Below are 13,667 nucleotides of genomic sequence, written 5' to 3'. Positions count from 1 at the left end.
CCACTTCGGTTGTAGATTCACTGGTGGCCGCGCCGTATGGGCCGAAGGCGATCGCCGCCAACGCGGCCACCGCCGAGCCGACGATGATGGCATCTAGCGAAAGGGCGAGGGGCAGTCGTCCCACCCGAATCCGCAGCAGGAGTAGCAGCCCGGCGAACATCAGTGCATAGAACAGCAGCCACAGTGGGCGCAGCGAGCTCATCGGGCCAAAGGCCGGGTAGAGGAAGTTGCGCACCGCCGGTATCGACATACCGGCAGCGATCAACCACCAGACCCCCCGCTCATCGCGTCGCACGCACGCGCGCGCGGCAACCACTCCAGCCGCCCCCAACATGAGGGACGGATAGAGCCACTGACCGGTCAGCGTAATCAGAGTGGCATTGCTGCGCACGATCGTCATGCCGCCGTAAACCATGACTCCGACCAGAAGTGCGGCCAACGCCGTCCCAACCTTCGGCGGCATCTCTACTGACGAAGACGTCAAAAACAACCGGCCTGGCAAGTACGAAAGCGGTTGCGCGAAGTCAACCCTCGGTTTCTGTGCCGATGTCGGCGCCAGCGGAGACTGCATCAACGCCACCTCGGTTCGATGTCGAAACCAGCCCTCGACAACCCCCGCGACGGATCGTGGAGGAGGTCCGTCCGAAGTTTGCCAGATCCAAGATCAAAGGTACAGCCGGGCGGCGCGATGCACCTAGCGCGCGCTCCAGCCGCCGTCCATCGTGTAGGACGCCCCGGTGACCATCCCCGCGGCCGGGCTGCACAGCCAGGCGACGAGGGACGCCACCTCTTCGGGCTCCACGAGTCGCTTGATGGCGCTCTCGGAGAGCAAGATCCGCTCGAGCACCTCTTGCTCATCGATCCCATGGGTGCGAGCCTGATCGGCGATCTGCTTGGTCACCAACGGCGTTCGCACATAACCGGGGTTCACGCAGTTGCTGGTCACCCCGCGCGGTCCGCCCTCGAGGGCAGTCACCTTGGACAGGCCCTCCAGCGCGTGCTTGGCGGTGACGTAGGCCACCTTGAACTCGGATGCGCGCAGCCCGTGCACCGACGAGATGTTCACGACCCGACCGAAACCCGCGTCGTACATGTGCGGCAACGCCGCCCTGATCAACAGGAACGGGACCTCGACCATGAGGGCGAGCATGGAGCGGAAGCGTTCCGGCGCGAACTCCACGATCGGGTCGATGGTCTGTACGCCCGCGTTGTTGACGAGGACGTCGACGTCCAGACGTAGATCCTCCAGATCGCCGACGTCGAGCAGGTCGACCCCCCAGGCGTGCCCGCCGATCTCGTCCGCCAGGGCCTTTGCCGCTACCTCGTCGACGTCGGCGACGGTGACCGTGGCTCCGCGGTTCGCGAGTTCTCGTGCACAGGCGGCGCCGATGCCGCTCGCGCCACCGGTCACCAGCGCCGTGCGCCCGGCCAGATCGGTCATCCGACGGTCGCCCGACGCTCCGCTGCGACCTCGTCGGCGTCGGCGACGTCGAGCGACTCGAGGTCGATGCCGTTGGTCTCGCGGGCCACCAGCACCGCGACGAAGGTGATGGCACAGGCCACGGCAAGGTAGATCGCGATCGGCACCGAGGAGTCGTAGATGTCGAGCAGCTTCACCGCGATGAGCGGCGCCAGCGAGCCCGCCACGATCGACGTCACCTGATAGCCAAGGGAGACACCGGAATACCGCATGCGGGTCGGGAACATCTCCGCCATGATGGCTGGCTGCGGGGCGTACATGAACGCATGGATGACGAGGCCCAGCGTGACCGCGGCCGTGATGATGACGTAGTTGCCGCTGTTCATCATGGGGAAGGCGAAGAAACCCCAGGTGGCTCCAAGGACCGCACCGACCATGTAGACGGGACGTCGCCCGAAGCGGTCCGACAGGTACCCGACGAAGGGGACCACGGCGAAGTGCGCCAAGTGCGCGACGAGCAGGTAACGCAGAATCGAGTTGGTGTCCGCGCCCACCTGGACCTTCAGGTACGTGATGGAGAAGGTGACGACGAGGTAGTACATGATGTTCTCGCCGAACCGCAGCCCCATCGCCGTGAAGACGCCGCGCGGGTAGCGCTTGAGCACCTCGACGACGCTGTAGGACGTCGCCTTGATCTGTTCGGCTTCCCGCTGGGCGGCCACGAAGATCGGCGCATCGGTCACCTTGGTCCGGATGTAGTAGCCGATCAGTACGACCACGGCCGACAGCCAGAACGCCACCCGCCACCCCCAGGACAGGAACGCCGCGTCGGACAGTGTCCCGGTGAGGACCAGCAGCACGATGGTGGCAAGCAGGTTGCCCATCGGCACGCCGGCCTGCGGCCAACTGGCCCAGAACCCACGCTGCTTGTCGGGGCTGTGCTCGGCCACCAGCAAGATCGCACCGCCCCATTCGCCGCCGACCGCGAATCCCTGGATGAACCGCAGCGCCACCAGCAGCCCCGGCGCCCAGTAGCCGATCTGGCCGAACGTCGGCAGGCAGCCCATCAGGAACGTGGCCGCGCCGACCAGCAGCAGGCTGAACTGGAGAAGTTTCTTGCGACCGTACTTGTCGCCGTAGTGGCCGAACACCACGCCGCCGACCGGTCGCGCGATGAAGCCCACCGCGTAGGTGGCGAACGCCAGGAAGATCGCGTTGAGCTCACTGGTGGTCTCGGAGAAGAAGATCTTGTTGAACACGATCGTGGCGGCGGTGCCGTAGAGGAAGAACTCGTACCACTCCACGACCGTGCCCGCCATCGAGGCGGCGACGACCCGCCGCAGTCCGCTCGGTATCGGCTTGCTCATCGACGTCCTCCTTCTGCCGTTGCTGCACTACCCACATGTGACGCGTCCCACACGTCGACTAAGTATTCGTGCACTTCTCGGGAGCTGCAATGCCCAACACTGCAGCAGGTGTCTGCGAAAATGCAGAAATGACCGCTTCCAAGATCAGCGCCGATGATCTGCTGGTCCTGCTGGCGGTCGGCCGATCGGGCCGGTTCGTCCTCGCCGCCGAGGAACTCGGCATCAACCACACCACCATCTCGCGCCGCATCACGGCCCTGGAGCAGGCGGTCGGCGGCCGGCTGCTCGCCCGCTCCGCCGGAGGGTGGGAGCTCACCGACCTCGGACGGGAGGCCCTGTCGGCAGCCGAGTCCGTCGAGTCCGCGGTCCGGTCACTGGCAGGCCCCGCCGGCGCCCGAATGCTGGAGGGGGTGGTCCGGATGTCGGCGACCGACGGCTTCAGCGCATACATCGCCGTACCCGCGGCGGCGCAGGTCCAGCAGCGTCACCCGAAGGTCGCCGTCGAGCTCGTCACGGCCACCCGGCGGGCGACGCAGCAGCGGTCGGGTCTCGACATCGAAGTCGTGGTGGGCGAGCCGCAGGTGCATCGCGCGGAGGCCGCCCGGCTCGGCGACTACCGGCTGGGCCTCTACGCATCCCGCGGATACCTGAACCAGCACGGCGCACCCGCATCCCGGGCCGACCTCACCGCCCATCCGCTCGTCTACTTCATCGACTCCATGCTTCAGGTCGACGACCTCGACCTGGCCCGCACCTTCGCCCCCTGGATGCGGGAGTCGGTCACCTCCACCAACGTTTTCGTCCACGTCGAGGCAACGCGGGCAGCCGCCGGGCTCGGTCTGCTGCCGTGCTTCATGGCCGACCGCCACCACGACCTGGTCCGCGTGCTCCCCGACGACGTCGGCCTGTTGCTGAGCTACTGGCTGGTGGCTCGTCACGAAACGCTCAGACGGCCGGAGGTCGGCGTGCTCATCGATGCGATCAGGACCCGGATGGCGGATCAGCGCGATGTGCTCCTCGGCGTCGCCGCCAGCGCCTGAGCGAATTAGGCTCGGGCCATGCCATTCCTGGAGACCGATTCATCCCACGCGGAGGGCCGGGCCTACTACCGCCACTGGGCCGCGCCCGAACCGCGCGCCGCGGTCATCTTCCTGCACGGCTTCGGTGAGCACACCGGTCTGTACCACCGGTACGCGTTCGCCCTCAACGCGGCGGGTATCGACCTGTGGGCGGTCGACCAGTTCGGGCACGGGCTGACCGCGGGCGACCGCGGAGACTTCCGTTCGCTGGAGGCGAGCGCAGCACTGGCAGATCGGCTGACCGAGCTCGCCCTCGACGAGACGCCCGACATTCCCATTGTGGCGCAGGGGCATTCGTTCGGCGCCGTCGTCACACTGTTCCGACTGCTCGACGCGCCGGACCGTCAACGCGCCGGGGTGATCTCCGGTGCGCCGCTCGTTCCGGTGCCAGGCTTGGTCGACGCGGACTCGACGTTCGAGATCGCTCCCAGCCAGCTGTCCGCCGACCCGTTCTACCTCGACGCGATGGAGAACGACCCGCTGGCGTTCGTCGACGCGGACGGCGGCCCACTGGCGCGTGAACTGGACCGGGGGTGGGACACCTTCGGGGCCAGGCTGCCCAAGCTGGCGGTGCCGACGCTCGCGGTGCACGGCAGCAACGATCCGATCGCACCCGTCGGCGCGCTGCGGGCGTATGCCGAGCAGATCGAACCGCTGACGCTCGACGAGATCCAGGGCGGTGGCCACGACATCCTCAACGACGTCACCCACCAGCGCGTCGCCGCCGACATCGTGGACTTCATCGACTCCCACCTCGGCTAACCCGCGCGGCGGGGGTGTGGTCGACCGCCGACATCATCGCCAACTCGATCGCGGTGTTGACGGCGCAGCGGTAACCGGCTGGCTAGAGCCAGGTATCGGCCGTCGTCGTCGTGAGGAACGCGTCGAGGTCGTCACGCCACTGCGCGGGCGTGGTCTTGTCGGGTTCGATGCCGGTGTACTCGCCGCGGTAGAAGAGCAGCGGTCGCGGCTTCTCGGGAGACACCTCAGACAACGAGTGCACCGCACCAAAGACGACGAAGTGGTCACCACCGTCGTGCACGGAGGCAACCTCGCAGTCGATGTGCGCGAGCGTGCCGCCGAGCACTGGTGAACCCAGAGCCGATAGCTGCCAATCGATTCCGGCGAATTTGTCGGGTTCCCGGGAACCGAAGCGGGCCGACACGTCCTTCTGGTTCTCGTGAAGCACGTTGACGCAGAACTTGCCGCTGGCCTCGATCGCCTGCCATGACCGTGACACCTTGGTCGGGCAGAACAGCACCAGCGGCGGGTCCAGCGACAGCGCGGCGAACGACTGACAGGCGAACCCGACGGGCTCGTCGTCGTGCACCGTCGTGATGATCGTGATGCCGGTGCAGAACTGGCCGAGCACGTGTCGGAACGTGCGCGGATCGATGTCGGCGCTCACTCCCGGACGCCTACTTGAAGCCGATGCTGAAGTCGTGACCCCATAGGCTGACCGCGGTGCTCTCCCGCGCGACCCAGCCGTGGTCGTCGACTTCGAGTCCCTCACAACCGAATTCGACGTCGAACCCGCCGGGGGTCTTCATGTAGAACGACAGCATCTTGTCATTGACGTGCCTGCCGAGAGTCGCCGACATGGGTACCTTGCGCCGCAGCGCGCGATCGAGGCAGAGCCCGACGTCGTCGCTATTGCCGACCTCCATCATGAGGTGCACGATGCCACTCGGCGTCTCGCCGGGCATGAACGCGAGGCTGTGGTGCCGGGGATTGACGCCGAAGAAGCGCAGCCACGCGGGCGGGTCACCGGGTTCCCTGCCGACCAGCTGGGGCGGCAACCGCATCGAGTCGCGCAGCGAGAAGCCGAGCACGTCACGGTAAAAGTGCAGCGACTCCGCATCGTCACGAGTGGTGAGCACGACGTGGCCCAGCCCCTGCTCCTCGGTGACGAACTTGTGCCCGTAGGGGCTGACGACGCGCCGATGTTCGAGCGCCGCGCCGTGGAAGATCTCCAGGGTGTTGCCCGACGGGTCGTCGAAGACGATCATCTCGTCGACGCGACGGTCGGCGAGCTCGGCGGCGGTGGCCTCCTTGTACGGCGTGCCCTCGATGTCGAGCCGGGACCGAATGTCCTGCAGCGCGGCAGCATTGGCGGTCTCCCACCCGGACTGGAGCAACCTGTCGCGCTCACCGGGGACCACGATGAGGCGGGCCGGGAACTCATCCATGCGTAGGTAGAGCGCACCGTCGGTGGCGCCCTTGCCCTCGACGAGGCCCAGCACCTTGAGCGCGTACTCCCGCCAAGCCGATACGTCGGTGGCCTCGAGCCGTAGATACCCCAGTGACTGAATGCTCACTTGTTTGCCTCCTTCGACTCGGTGAGGAAGTCGATCGTCAGCTCGTTGAACTCGTCGAACTTCTCCAGCTGCGCCCAGTGCCCGCACTGCCCGAATACGTGCAACTGCGCCCGCGGGATCTGCTTGAGCGCCATCAAAGCGCCGTCGAGCGGGTTGACCCGGTCCTCGCGGCCCCAGATCAGCAGCGTGGGCTGGCGCAGCTTGTACACGTCGCGCCACATCATGCCGAGCTCGAAGTCGGCGCCCGCAAAGGACTTTCCCATCGCGCGGGCGGCGGCCAGCGACTCGGGCTGGCTGGCGATGGCGAACCGCTCGTCGATCAGCTCCGGCGTGACCAGCTTCTGGTCGTAGACCATGATGCGCAGGAACTTCTCCATGTTCTCGCGCGTCGGATCGACGGTGAACTTACCGAGCAACTTGACGCCCTCGGTGGGATCGGGCGCGAAGAGGTTGACGCTCAGCCCGCCCGGGCCCATCAGCACCAGCCGGCCCGCCCGCTTGGGGTTGTCGAGTGCGAACCGGACGGCCGTGCCGCCACCCAGCGAATTACCCACCAGCGCAGCGCGTTCGATGCCGAGGTGATCGAACAGGTTGAGGAGCGCGGTCGAGCTGTAGCGGTTGTACTGCTCGTGCTCGGTGTGCTTGTCCGACAGTCCGTACCCCGGCTGGTCGACGGCGAGCACGTGGAAGTGCCTGGCCACCACGGCGATGTTCTTGGCGAAGTTCGACCAGCTCGACGCCCCGGGCCCACCGCCGTGCAACAGCACCACGGTCTGCGAATTGCCCACGCCTGCTTCGTGATAGTGCAGGCGCATGTCCTCGCGGACCTGCGCGAAGCGGGAGGTCGACTCGAAGGTGACCTCCTGCTGGTTCTCGAGTTCCTGAGCGAAGGAGGTCATCACACCATCGTGTCCGCGGGAGGCAGCCCGAACGCCTCGTTTCCGAAGATGAGGTAGGCCCGCTCCGGCTCGTTGGCGGCATGCACCCGACCGGCATGGGCGTCGCGCCAGAACCGCTGAACGGGCTTGTCGGTCTCCAGCGCCGTGGCACCGGACGCCTCGAACAGCAGGTCGATGGACGAAATCGCCCGGGCCGTCGCGCGCACCTGATCGCGACGTGCGCGGGCGCGGAGCTCGAACGGAATCTCTTGCCCCGCCTGGAGCAGTGCGTACTCGTCACTGACGTTGCCGATCAGCTGACGCCAGCCCGCGTCGATGTCACTGGCGGCCTCCGCGATGCGCACCTTGGCGAAGGGATCGTCCTTGGACTTCTCCCCCGCGAACGCCGCGCGAACGCGCTTGCCCTGGTGCTCGACGTGTGCGTCGTAGGCGCCGTAGGCCATCCCCATGATCGGTGCGGTGATGGTGGTGGGATGCATTGTGCCCCAAGGCATCTTGTACACCGGTGCGGTGTTGTTCTGCAGACCACCCGCGGTGCGGTCATTCATCGACTTGTAGGACAGGAAGCGGTGCTTCGGCACGAAGACGTCCTTGACGATGACCGTGTTGCTGCCGGTGGCCTTCAGGCCGACGACGTGCCAGACGTCGTCGATGCGGTACTCGCTACGCGGGATGAGGAAGCTGCCGAAGTCGACCGGACGACCGTCCTTGATGACTGGGCCGCCGAGGAAGGCCCACGTCGCGTGGTCACAACCCGAGGACCACTGCCAGGCACCGCTCACGAGGTACCCACCGTCGACGACGACGCCGGCACCCATCGGCGCGTACGAGGAGGACACGCGGACCGTCGCGTCGTCACCCCAGACCTCGTCCTGTGCCTGCTGGTCGAACAGGGCGAGGTGCCAGTTGTGCACGCCGATGATCGAGCTGACCCAACCGGTCGAGCCACACGCGCTACCGAGCCTGCGGACCGCTTCGTAGAAGTGGGCGGGATCGCACTGCAGGCCGCCCCACTGCTCGGGCTGCAGCAGCTTGAAGAAACCGACCTGGTCGAGTTCGGCGATGGTCTCGTCGGGAATGCGACGCAGATCCTCGGCCGCTTGCGCGCGCTTGGCGATGAGCGGCAACAAGTCATCGATGCCGTCTAGGACCGACTGCACGTCGCGTTGTTCAATGGACGTCACTGTTGCCTCCGGGCAGTTGGGGCCGACACGATCTGTACAAAGATTAGAACACGTTACGATTTGTGTCGAGTAACGCATTCCTATGACCGCTAGACCTGCGAAAGAACGTTTTTGAAACGTGTTCTAGTTTTGGCCGTGAGGCGCCCCAACCGGCGTCATCGACAGATGGAGGATCGACCGTGATGGAAGAGCCGCTCGGCACCCACGTGCTCGAGCTGCAACTGGCCGACGTCATCGACGAAACCGCCGATGCACGATCGCTGGTGTTCGAGGTGCCCGACGGAGCTCAGATCCCCGCCGAGCGCCTGCGCCACGAACCCGGCCAGTTCCTCACGCTGCGGGTGCCCAGCGACCGAACCGGTTCGGTGGCGCGCTGCTATTCCCTGTGCAGTTCGCCGTTCACCGATGACGCGCTGACCGTCACCGTCAAGCGCACGGCGGGCGGCTACGCGTCCAACTGGCTGTGCGACAACGCCCACCCGGGCATGCGCCTGCACGTCCTGGCGCCGTCGGGCACCTTCGTCCCTCGGACACTCGATACCGACTTCCTGTTGTTGGCCGCCGGCAGCGGCATCACACCGATGATGGCGATCCTGAAGTCGGCGCTATCGGAGGGCAGCGGCCGGGTATCCCTGGTGTACGCCAACCGCGACGAGAAGTCGGTGATCTTCGCAGCCGGTCTCCGCGAGCTGGCGGCGCGGTACCCCGACCGCCTGACGGTCGTGCACTGGATCGAAACCGTGCAGGGTCTGCCGAGTACGGCCGCGCTGGGCAACCTGGTCGGGCCGTACGTCGAGCGGGAGGCGTTCATCTGCGGGCCCGGTCCGTTCATGGCGGCGGCGGAGGCGGCGCTGCTGGCGGCGGGTGCGGCACCGGCGCGCGTCCACATCGAGGTGTTCAAGTCGTTGACGTCGGATCCGTTTGCTGCCGTGGTCATCGAGGAGGACGAGAGCGACGAAGGTCCGGCGACGGCGGTCGTCACCCTCGACGGTGCGACCCAGGAGATCCGGTGGCCGCGCCACGCCAAGCTGCTCGACGTGATGCTCGACAAGGGTCTCGATGCGCCGTTCTCCTGTCGCGAAGGTCATTGCGGCGCATGCGCAGTGCTGGTCAAGAGCGGCAAGGTCGACATGGACGTCAACGACGTCCTGGAAGCCTCCGACCTCGACGAGGGTCTGATCCTCGCCTGCCAGGCCAAGCCGGCGTCGGATCTCGTCGAAGTCACCTATGACGAATGACGTGCGAGCTAACATTCGCTGGACCGATCTCCTAGGAGCAACGTGACGCGGCTGGGCTCGACTCTCGCGACGGTGGCGGCGACCCTGCTGGCACTCGCCTGTGTCACGCCGACGGCGCCGTCGGGCGCCGCGACGAAGACCGCGACCAGCTCGATCCCGATCGACGGGCTCACCACCCTCGAGATGCACACCACCGCCACCTGCGTGAAGGCGGAGAATCAGTGCTACTTCGACACGGCGGCGAACCTGCGCGGCGCGGACGGCGCCTTCATCCCGTTCCCCAACGACTTCTACGCGAGGCAGAACACCACCCTGCGGTCGTCCAACCGACTGGTCTACCTCGACTCGGACTTCAACGCGCCCAACACGCGGATGATGAAGTCGATCGGTCCCGTCGAATTCCCCACCGTGTACTTCGGTGGCGGCCCGCCCGAGAAGTTCATGGTGCACGGCAACACCCGGACGGTCGACTGGGCCACCGGACAGCCGAAGACGGACGCGGACTACATCGTGTGCGCGTTCATTCAGGTGGTGTACGGCAGCGTGAACCTCACCACGCCGACCGCCTGCGCCCAGACCACGTACGCCTGACGGCCGCCAGGCTTTTCCAGTCCGTGCCTAGTCGGTGCCGACGAGCACCGGCTGAGCGCGGTACTCGTCGGGGAACAACTGCTGAAGCGCCTCGACCTTGGGCATGTCGTTCATCGCGATGTACATGCTCGACGGGTTCGAGTTCAGGTAATCCTGGTGGTACGCCTCGGCGGGGAAGAAGCCGGTGTTCGGCTCGACCTTGGTGACGATGGGACCGGGGAACACCGCGGCCGACGAGAGCTGCGAGATGTACGAGTCCGCGACGCGCTGCTGGGTGGCGTCCTGCGCGAAGATCGCCGAGCGGTACTGCGTGCCCTCGTCGGGCCCCTGCCGGTCGAGCTGGGTCGGGTCCGCTACGACGGAGAAGTAGATCCGCAGAAGCTGACCGAAGGTCACCTTCTGCGGGTCGTAGGAGATCCGGACCGACTCGGCGTGCCCGGTGGTGCCGGTGCTGACCGTGTCGTAGTCGGCCGTGGCCTGTTCCCCACCCGCATAGCCGGACACCGCTTGAGTGACACCGTCGACGTGCTGGAAGACACCCTGAACACCCCAGAAGCACCCGCCCGCGAGCACGGCGGTCTCCTGCGTGCCGGGTGCCGCCATCGGTTCGTCGACGTCGGGGGCGGGGACGACGAATGTCGATGCCGTGCCGATGCCGGTGAGCACGGCCGGGCTGGCGATGGTCCCGGACTGCACGCCGAGGAACCCCGCCCCAGCCACGCCGAGCACCACGAGGGCACCACCCAGGGTCAGCCTCGCGCGGTTCACCATCATGGGTCCAGTGTCCTGCGCCGCGGACCGGTATGGGGGCCGCGGTTGTTACCGGAGGCTGACGGAGGGCCTTCGCGAACCGGTTCCGGTAGCTCGAGCGGCCTACCGTTGCAGAGATGAACCGGCGGCACTTCCTGTTGACCGGCGCGATGGTCGGCGTCCTCGCGGGGTGCGGCTCACTGCGCGACATTGCCGGGGCCGACACTCCCCGCGACTCGACGGAGGTGTTCGAGGTGGGCCATTCCGATGCCGAGTGGCGCACGCTGCTGACCTCCGACCAGTACGACGTACTGCGCAACGCGGGCACCGAGGCGCCGTACACCAGCCCGCTGAACGACGAGCGCCGCTCGGGTGTGTTCGCCTGTGCGGGTTGCGCATTGGATCTCTTCGCGTCGAGCACCAAGTTCGACAGCGGCACCGGCTGGCCGAGTTTCTGGCAGCCGCTCGACGACGCCGTGATCGAGAAGCGCGACGACACCCTCGGTGTGAGCCGCACCGAGGTGCGGTGCCGCCGCTGCGGCGGGCACCTCGGTCACGTCTTCGACGACGGCCCGGAACCGACCGGCCTTCGCTACTGCATGAACGGTGCCGCCCTCACGTTCAGGACGGCTTCCGGCCCCGCCTAGCGCGGGAGCCCGAGTAGCCGCTCGCCGACGAGATTCAGCAGGATCTGCTCGGTGCCGCCCGCGATCGACAGGCACCGGGTGTTCAGGAAGTAGCGCACGTCGGGTGAATCGACGATGCCCGCCCCGTCCTGGGAGTCCATGATCGCCTCGGCGAGGTTCTGCCGGTATCGCACGCCGATGAGCTTGCGGACGCTCGACGGCGCGCCGGGGTCGTGGCCGCCGACGGCCATCTGTGCGATGAGCTTGTCGAGCAGCGCCCCGACCTGAGCCGCGACGATGAGCCCACCGAGTCGATCCACCTCCGCGGAGTCGACCTCGCCGTTCCCGTCCCGTGAGCCGAGGACTTCGAGCAGGTGCTCCATACCCTTGTCCAGCGCCCCGCCTGCGGCGATCGCCACGCGCTCATTCGCCAGCGTCGTACGGGCCAGCGGCCACCCGCCGTCGACCGCACCGACCACCATCTCGTCGGGGACGAACACCTCGTCGAAGAACACCTCGTTGAAGAGGGCTTCGCCGGTGATCTCGCGCAGCGGACGGATGTCGATGCCCGGCGAACGCATGTCCACCAGGAAGTACGTGATGCCCTTGTGTTTGGGAACGTCGGGATTGGTCCGCGCCAAGCAGATGCCCCAGTCGGCGCGGTGGGCATTCGACGTCCACACCTTCTGCCCCGTGAGCAGCCAGCCGCCCTCGGTACGAATCGCCTTGGTACGCAAGGCTGCAAGGTCAGAACCGGCCCCGGGCTCACTGAACAGCTGGCACCAGTACACGCCACCGTCGAGCGTGCCGGGAATGAACTTCTCGATCTGCTCGGGGGTCCCTTGGCCGAGGATGGTGGGCGCCGCCCACCACCCGATGGAGAGGTCGGGCCGCACCACGCCCGCTGCCTCGAGCTCCTGATCGATCACCAACTGTTGGGCAGGCGACGCCTCGCGTCCGTACGGCTTGGGCCAGTGCGGTGCCAGCAGCCCCGCCTCTGCGAGGGCAGCCTGCCGCTTCTCCGCCGGAAGCGCGGCGATGCCGGCGGCGATCGCGGCGACCTCGGCCCGAATGTCCTCACCCTCGCTGACGTCGAGGTGGAGCTGACGGCGGACGCCGTCGCGGGTCAGCCGCGCGCAACGCCTCAGCCACGCAGACCTGCCGCCGAGGAACTGGGCGTTGGCGTAGGCGCGCCGCAGGTAGAGGTGCGCGTCGTGCTCCCAGGTGATGCCGATACCGCCCAGCACCTGGATGCAGTCGCGGGCGTTGACCTTCTCGGCGTCGATACCGATGGCGGTGGCGACCGCGGCGGCGATGGACGACTGCTCCGGGTTGGCTTCGGTCGCGGCGGCTGCGGCGTCGGCTGCGGCCACGGCGATCTGCTGGGACCGCAGCAGCATCTCGGCGCACATGTGCTTGACGGCCTGGAAGCTGCCGATCGGCTTGCCGAACTGCTCGCGCACCTTCGCATATTCGGTGGCCGCGTCGAGCAGCCAGCGCGCCACCCCGGCGGCCTCGGCGGCCAGCAGCGTCGCCGTCAGGTCCACGACCCGTTGCGACGGCAGGTCGATCCTGGTCGCGGGCGCCGCCGACAGCTCGACGGCAGCCAGCGGCCGCGAGAAGTCGGTGGCCTCCAACCGTTCGACCGTCACCCCCGGGGCGGTCGCGTCCACGTAGAGCCACGCATCGCCGGCAGGCAGGACGAGGATGCCGTCGACCAGACCACCCAGGACGAACTTCGCCGTGCCGGTTGCCGTTTCACCGTCGAAGACGATGTCGGAGCGCAGCGCCACCCCCGCAGTGCGCTGACCGGACGTCAGCGCGTCGAGCAATTTCTCGTCGGTGATCACCAGCGAGGCCAGCGCCGTGGTCGCGACGGGCCCGGGCACCAGGGCCGCAGCGGCCTCGTCGACCATCACGCACAGGTCTTCCACGCTGCCGCCCGCGCCGCCGAGGTCCTCGGGTACGGCCACGCCGAAGATGCCGAGTTGGGCCAGCCCGTCATACGTGCTGCGCCATGCCTCGGGATCGCCCTGCTCGACGGCGCGCACCGCGGTGATGGCGCCCGACGACGCGGCCCAACTCCTGACGAGCTCGCGCGCAGCAAATTGTTCCTCCGTGCCGGTGGCGGGTATGGAACCGGTATGCACCATCGTCGGGCCCTCCTTGACCTGGGAGAGAAGGCCGTGCTTCTC

Annotated in this window: 13 protein-coding genes; 5 read left to right on the top strand and 8 right to left on the bottom strand. The window is 67.3% G+C overall.

Features of this window, described 5'->3' with window-relative positions; translation table 11 throughout:
- Positions 1-694: 694 nt before the first annotated feature.
- Positions 695-1,441 carry a 3-hydroxybutyrate dehydrogenase gene (locus QUE68_RS03255; protein WP_284224501.1) on the bottom strand — a complete coding sequence of 249 codons (747 nt, stop codon included), beginning with the start codon at positions 1,439-1,441 and terminating at the stop codon, positions 695-697.
- Entirely contained in the window at positions 1,438-2,787 is a 1,350-nt protein-coding gene (locus QUE68_RS03250) for an MFS transporter (RefSeq protein WP_284224500.1), read from the bottom strand. The genes QUE68_RS03255 and QUE68_RS03250 overlap by 4 nt, the downstream gene beginning before the upstream one ends.
- A gap of 128 nt (positions 2,788-2,915) precedes the next feature.
- Here QUE68_RS03250 and QUE68_RS03245 point away from each other — a divergent pair, with 128 nt between their 5' ends.
- Together QUE68_RS03245 and QUE68_RS03240 are read left to right on the top strand one after the other, a co-directional pair.
- A complete protein-coding gene (locus QUE68_RS03245; protein WP_454786211.1) occupies positions 2,916-3,827 on the top strand; it encodes a LysR family transcriptional regulator in 912 nt (303 codons plus the stop codon).
- A gap of 18 nt (positions 3,828-3,845) precedes the next feature.
- Positions 3,846-4,628 carry an alpha/beta hydrolase gene (locus tag QUE68_RS03240; RefSeq protein ID WP_284224498.1) on the top strand — a complete coding sequence of 261 codons (783 nt, stop codon included), beginning with the start codon at positions 3,846-3,848 and terminating at the stop codon, positions 4,626-4,628.
- 82 nt (positions 4,629-4,710) lie between these two features.
- Here QUE68_RS03240 and hsaB read toward each other — a convergent pair whose 3' ends face one another.
- The 4 genes from hsaB to hsaA are packed head-to-tail and all read right to left on the bottom strand — an operon-like array spanning position 4,711 to position 8,267.
- Positions 4,711-5,274, bottom strand: a complete 564-nt coding sequence (gene hsaB, locus QUE68_RS03235; protein ID WP_284224496.1) for a 3-hydroxy-9,10-secoandrosta-1,3,5(10)-triene-9,17-dione monooxygenase reductase subunit — start codon at positions 5,272-5,274, stop codon at positions 4,711-4,713.
- Between the two features lie 10 nt (positions 5,275-5,284).
- Entirely contained in the window at positions 5,285-6,184 is a 900-nt protein-coding gene (gene hsaC, locus QUE68_RS03230; protein WP_284224495.1) for an iron-dependent extradiol dioxygenase HsaC, read from the bottom strand.
- Positions 6,181-7,083, bottom strand: a complete 903-nt coding sequence (gene hsaD, locus QUE68_RS03225) for a 4,5:9,10-diseco-3-hydroxy-5,9,17-trioxoandrosta-1(10),2-diene-4-oate hydrolase (protein ID WP_284224494.1) — start codon at positions 7,081-7,083, stop codon at positions 6,181-6,183. Before hsaD ends, hsaC begins: the two co-directional genes overlap by 4 nt.
- The gene (gene hsaA / locus QUE68_RS03220) at positions 7,083-8,267 is read right to left on the bottom strand and encodes a 3-hydroxy-9,10-secoandrosta-1,3,5(10)-triene-9,17-dione monooxygenase oxygenase subunit (protein WP_284224493.1); all 1,185 of its coding nucleotides are present in this window, start codon (positions 8,265-8,267) and stop codon (positions 7,083-7,085) included. Before hsaA ends, hsaD begins: the two co-directional genes overlap by 1 nt.
- A gap of 179 nt (positions 8,268-8,446) precedes the next feature.
- Between hsaA and QUE68_RS03215 the strand changes: the two genes are divergently transcribed.
- On the top strand, positions 8,447-9,505 hold the full coding sequence (locus tag QUE68_RS03215) for a ferredoxin--NADP reductase (protein WP_284224492.1): 1,059 nt from the start codon (positions 8,447-8,449) through the stop codon (positions 9,503-9,505).
- 42 nt (positions 9,506-9,547) lie between these two features.
- Positions 9,548-10,096 (top strand): hypothetical protein, encoded by a 549-nt coding sequence (locus QUE68_RS03210; protein ID WP_284224491.1) that lies wholly within the window; start codon positions 9,548-9,550, stop codon positions 10,094-10,096.
- A 27-nt stretch (positions 10,097-10,123) separates the two neighbouring features.
- Here QUE68_RS03210 and msrA read toward each other — a convergent pair whose 3' ends face one another.
- Positions 10,124-10,870, bottom strand: coding sequence for a peptide-methionine (S)-S-oxide reductase MsrA (msrA, locus tag QUE68_RS03205; protein WP_284224490.1), 747 nt, complete (start codon positions 10,868-10,870; stop codon positions 10,124-10,126).
- Between the two features lie 113 nt (positions 10,871-10,983).
- Between msrA and msrB the strand changes: the two genes are divergently transcribed.
- Positions 10,984-11,493: a peptide-methionine (R)-S-oxide reductase MsrB gene (gene msrB / locus QUE68_RS03200; RefSeq protein ID WP_284232518.1), complete on the top strand. Its 510-nt coding sequence runs from the start codon at positions 10,984-10,986 to the stop codon at positions 11,491-11,493.
- On the opposite strand, the gene QUE68_RS03195 is transcribed toward msrB, so the two are convergent.
- Positions 11,490-13,625 carry an acyl-CoA dehydrogenase gene (locus QUE68_RS03195; protein ID WP_286275146.1) on the bottom strand — a complete coding sequence of 712 codons (2,136 nt, stop codon included), beginning with the start codon at positions 13,623-13,625 and terminating at the stop codon, positions 11,490-11,492. The two genes, msrB and QUE68_RS03195, sit on opposite strands and share 4 nt — an antisense overlap.
- Positions 13,626-13,667 lie beyond the last annotated feature (42 nt).

This window comes from Mycolicibacterium sp. TUM20985 (assembly GCF_030295745.1).
GTDB lineage: Bacteria > Actinomycetota > Actinomycetes > Mycobacteriales > Mycobacteriaceae > Mycobacterium.
The sequence above is the reverse complement of the archived record's forward strand: the minus strand, read 5'-3'. Positions and strand labels throughout refer to the sequence as shown.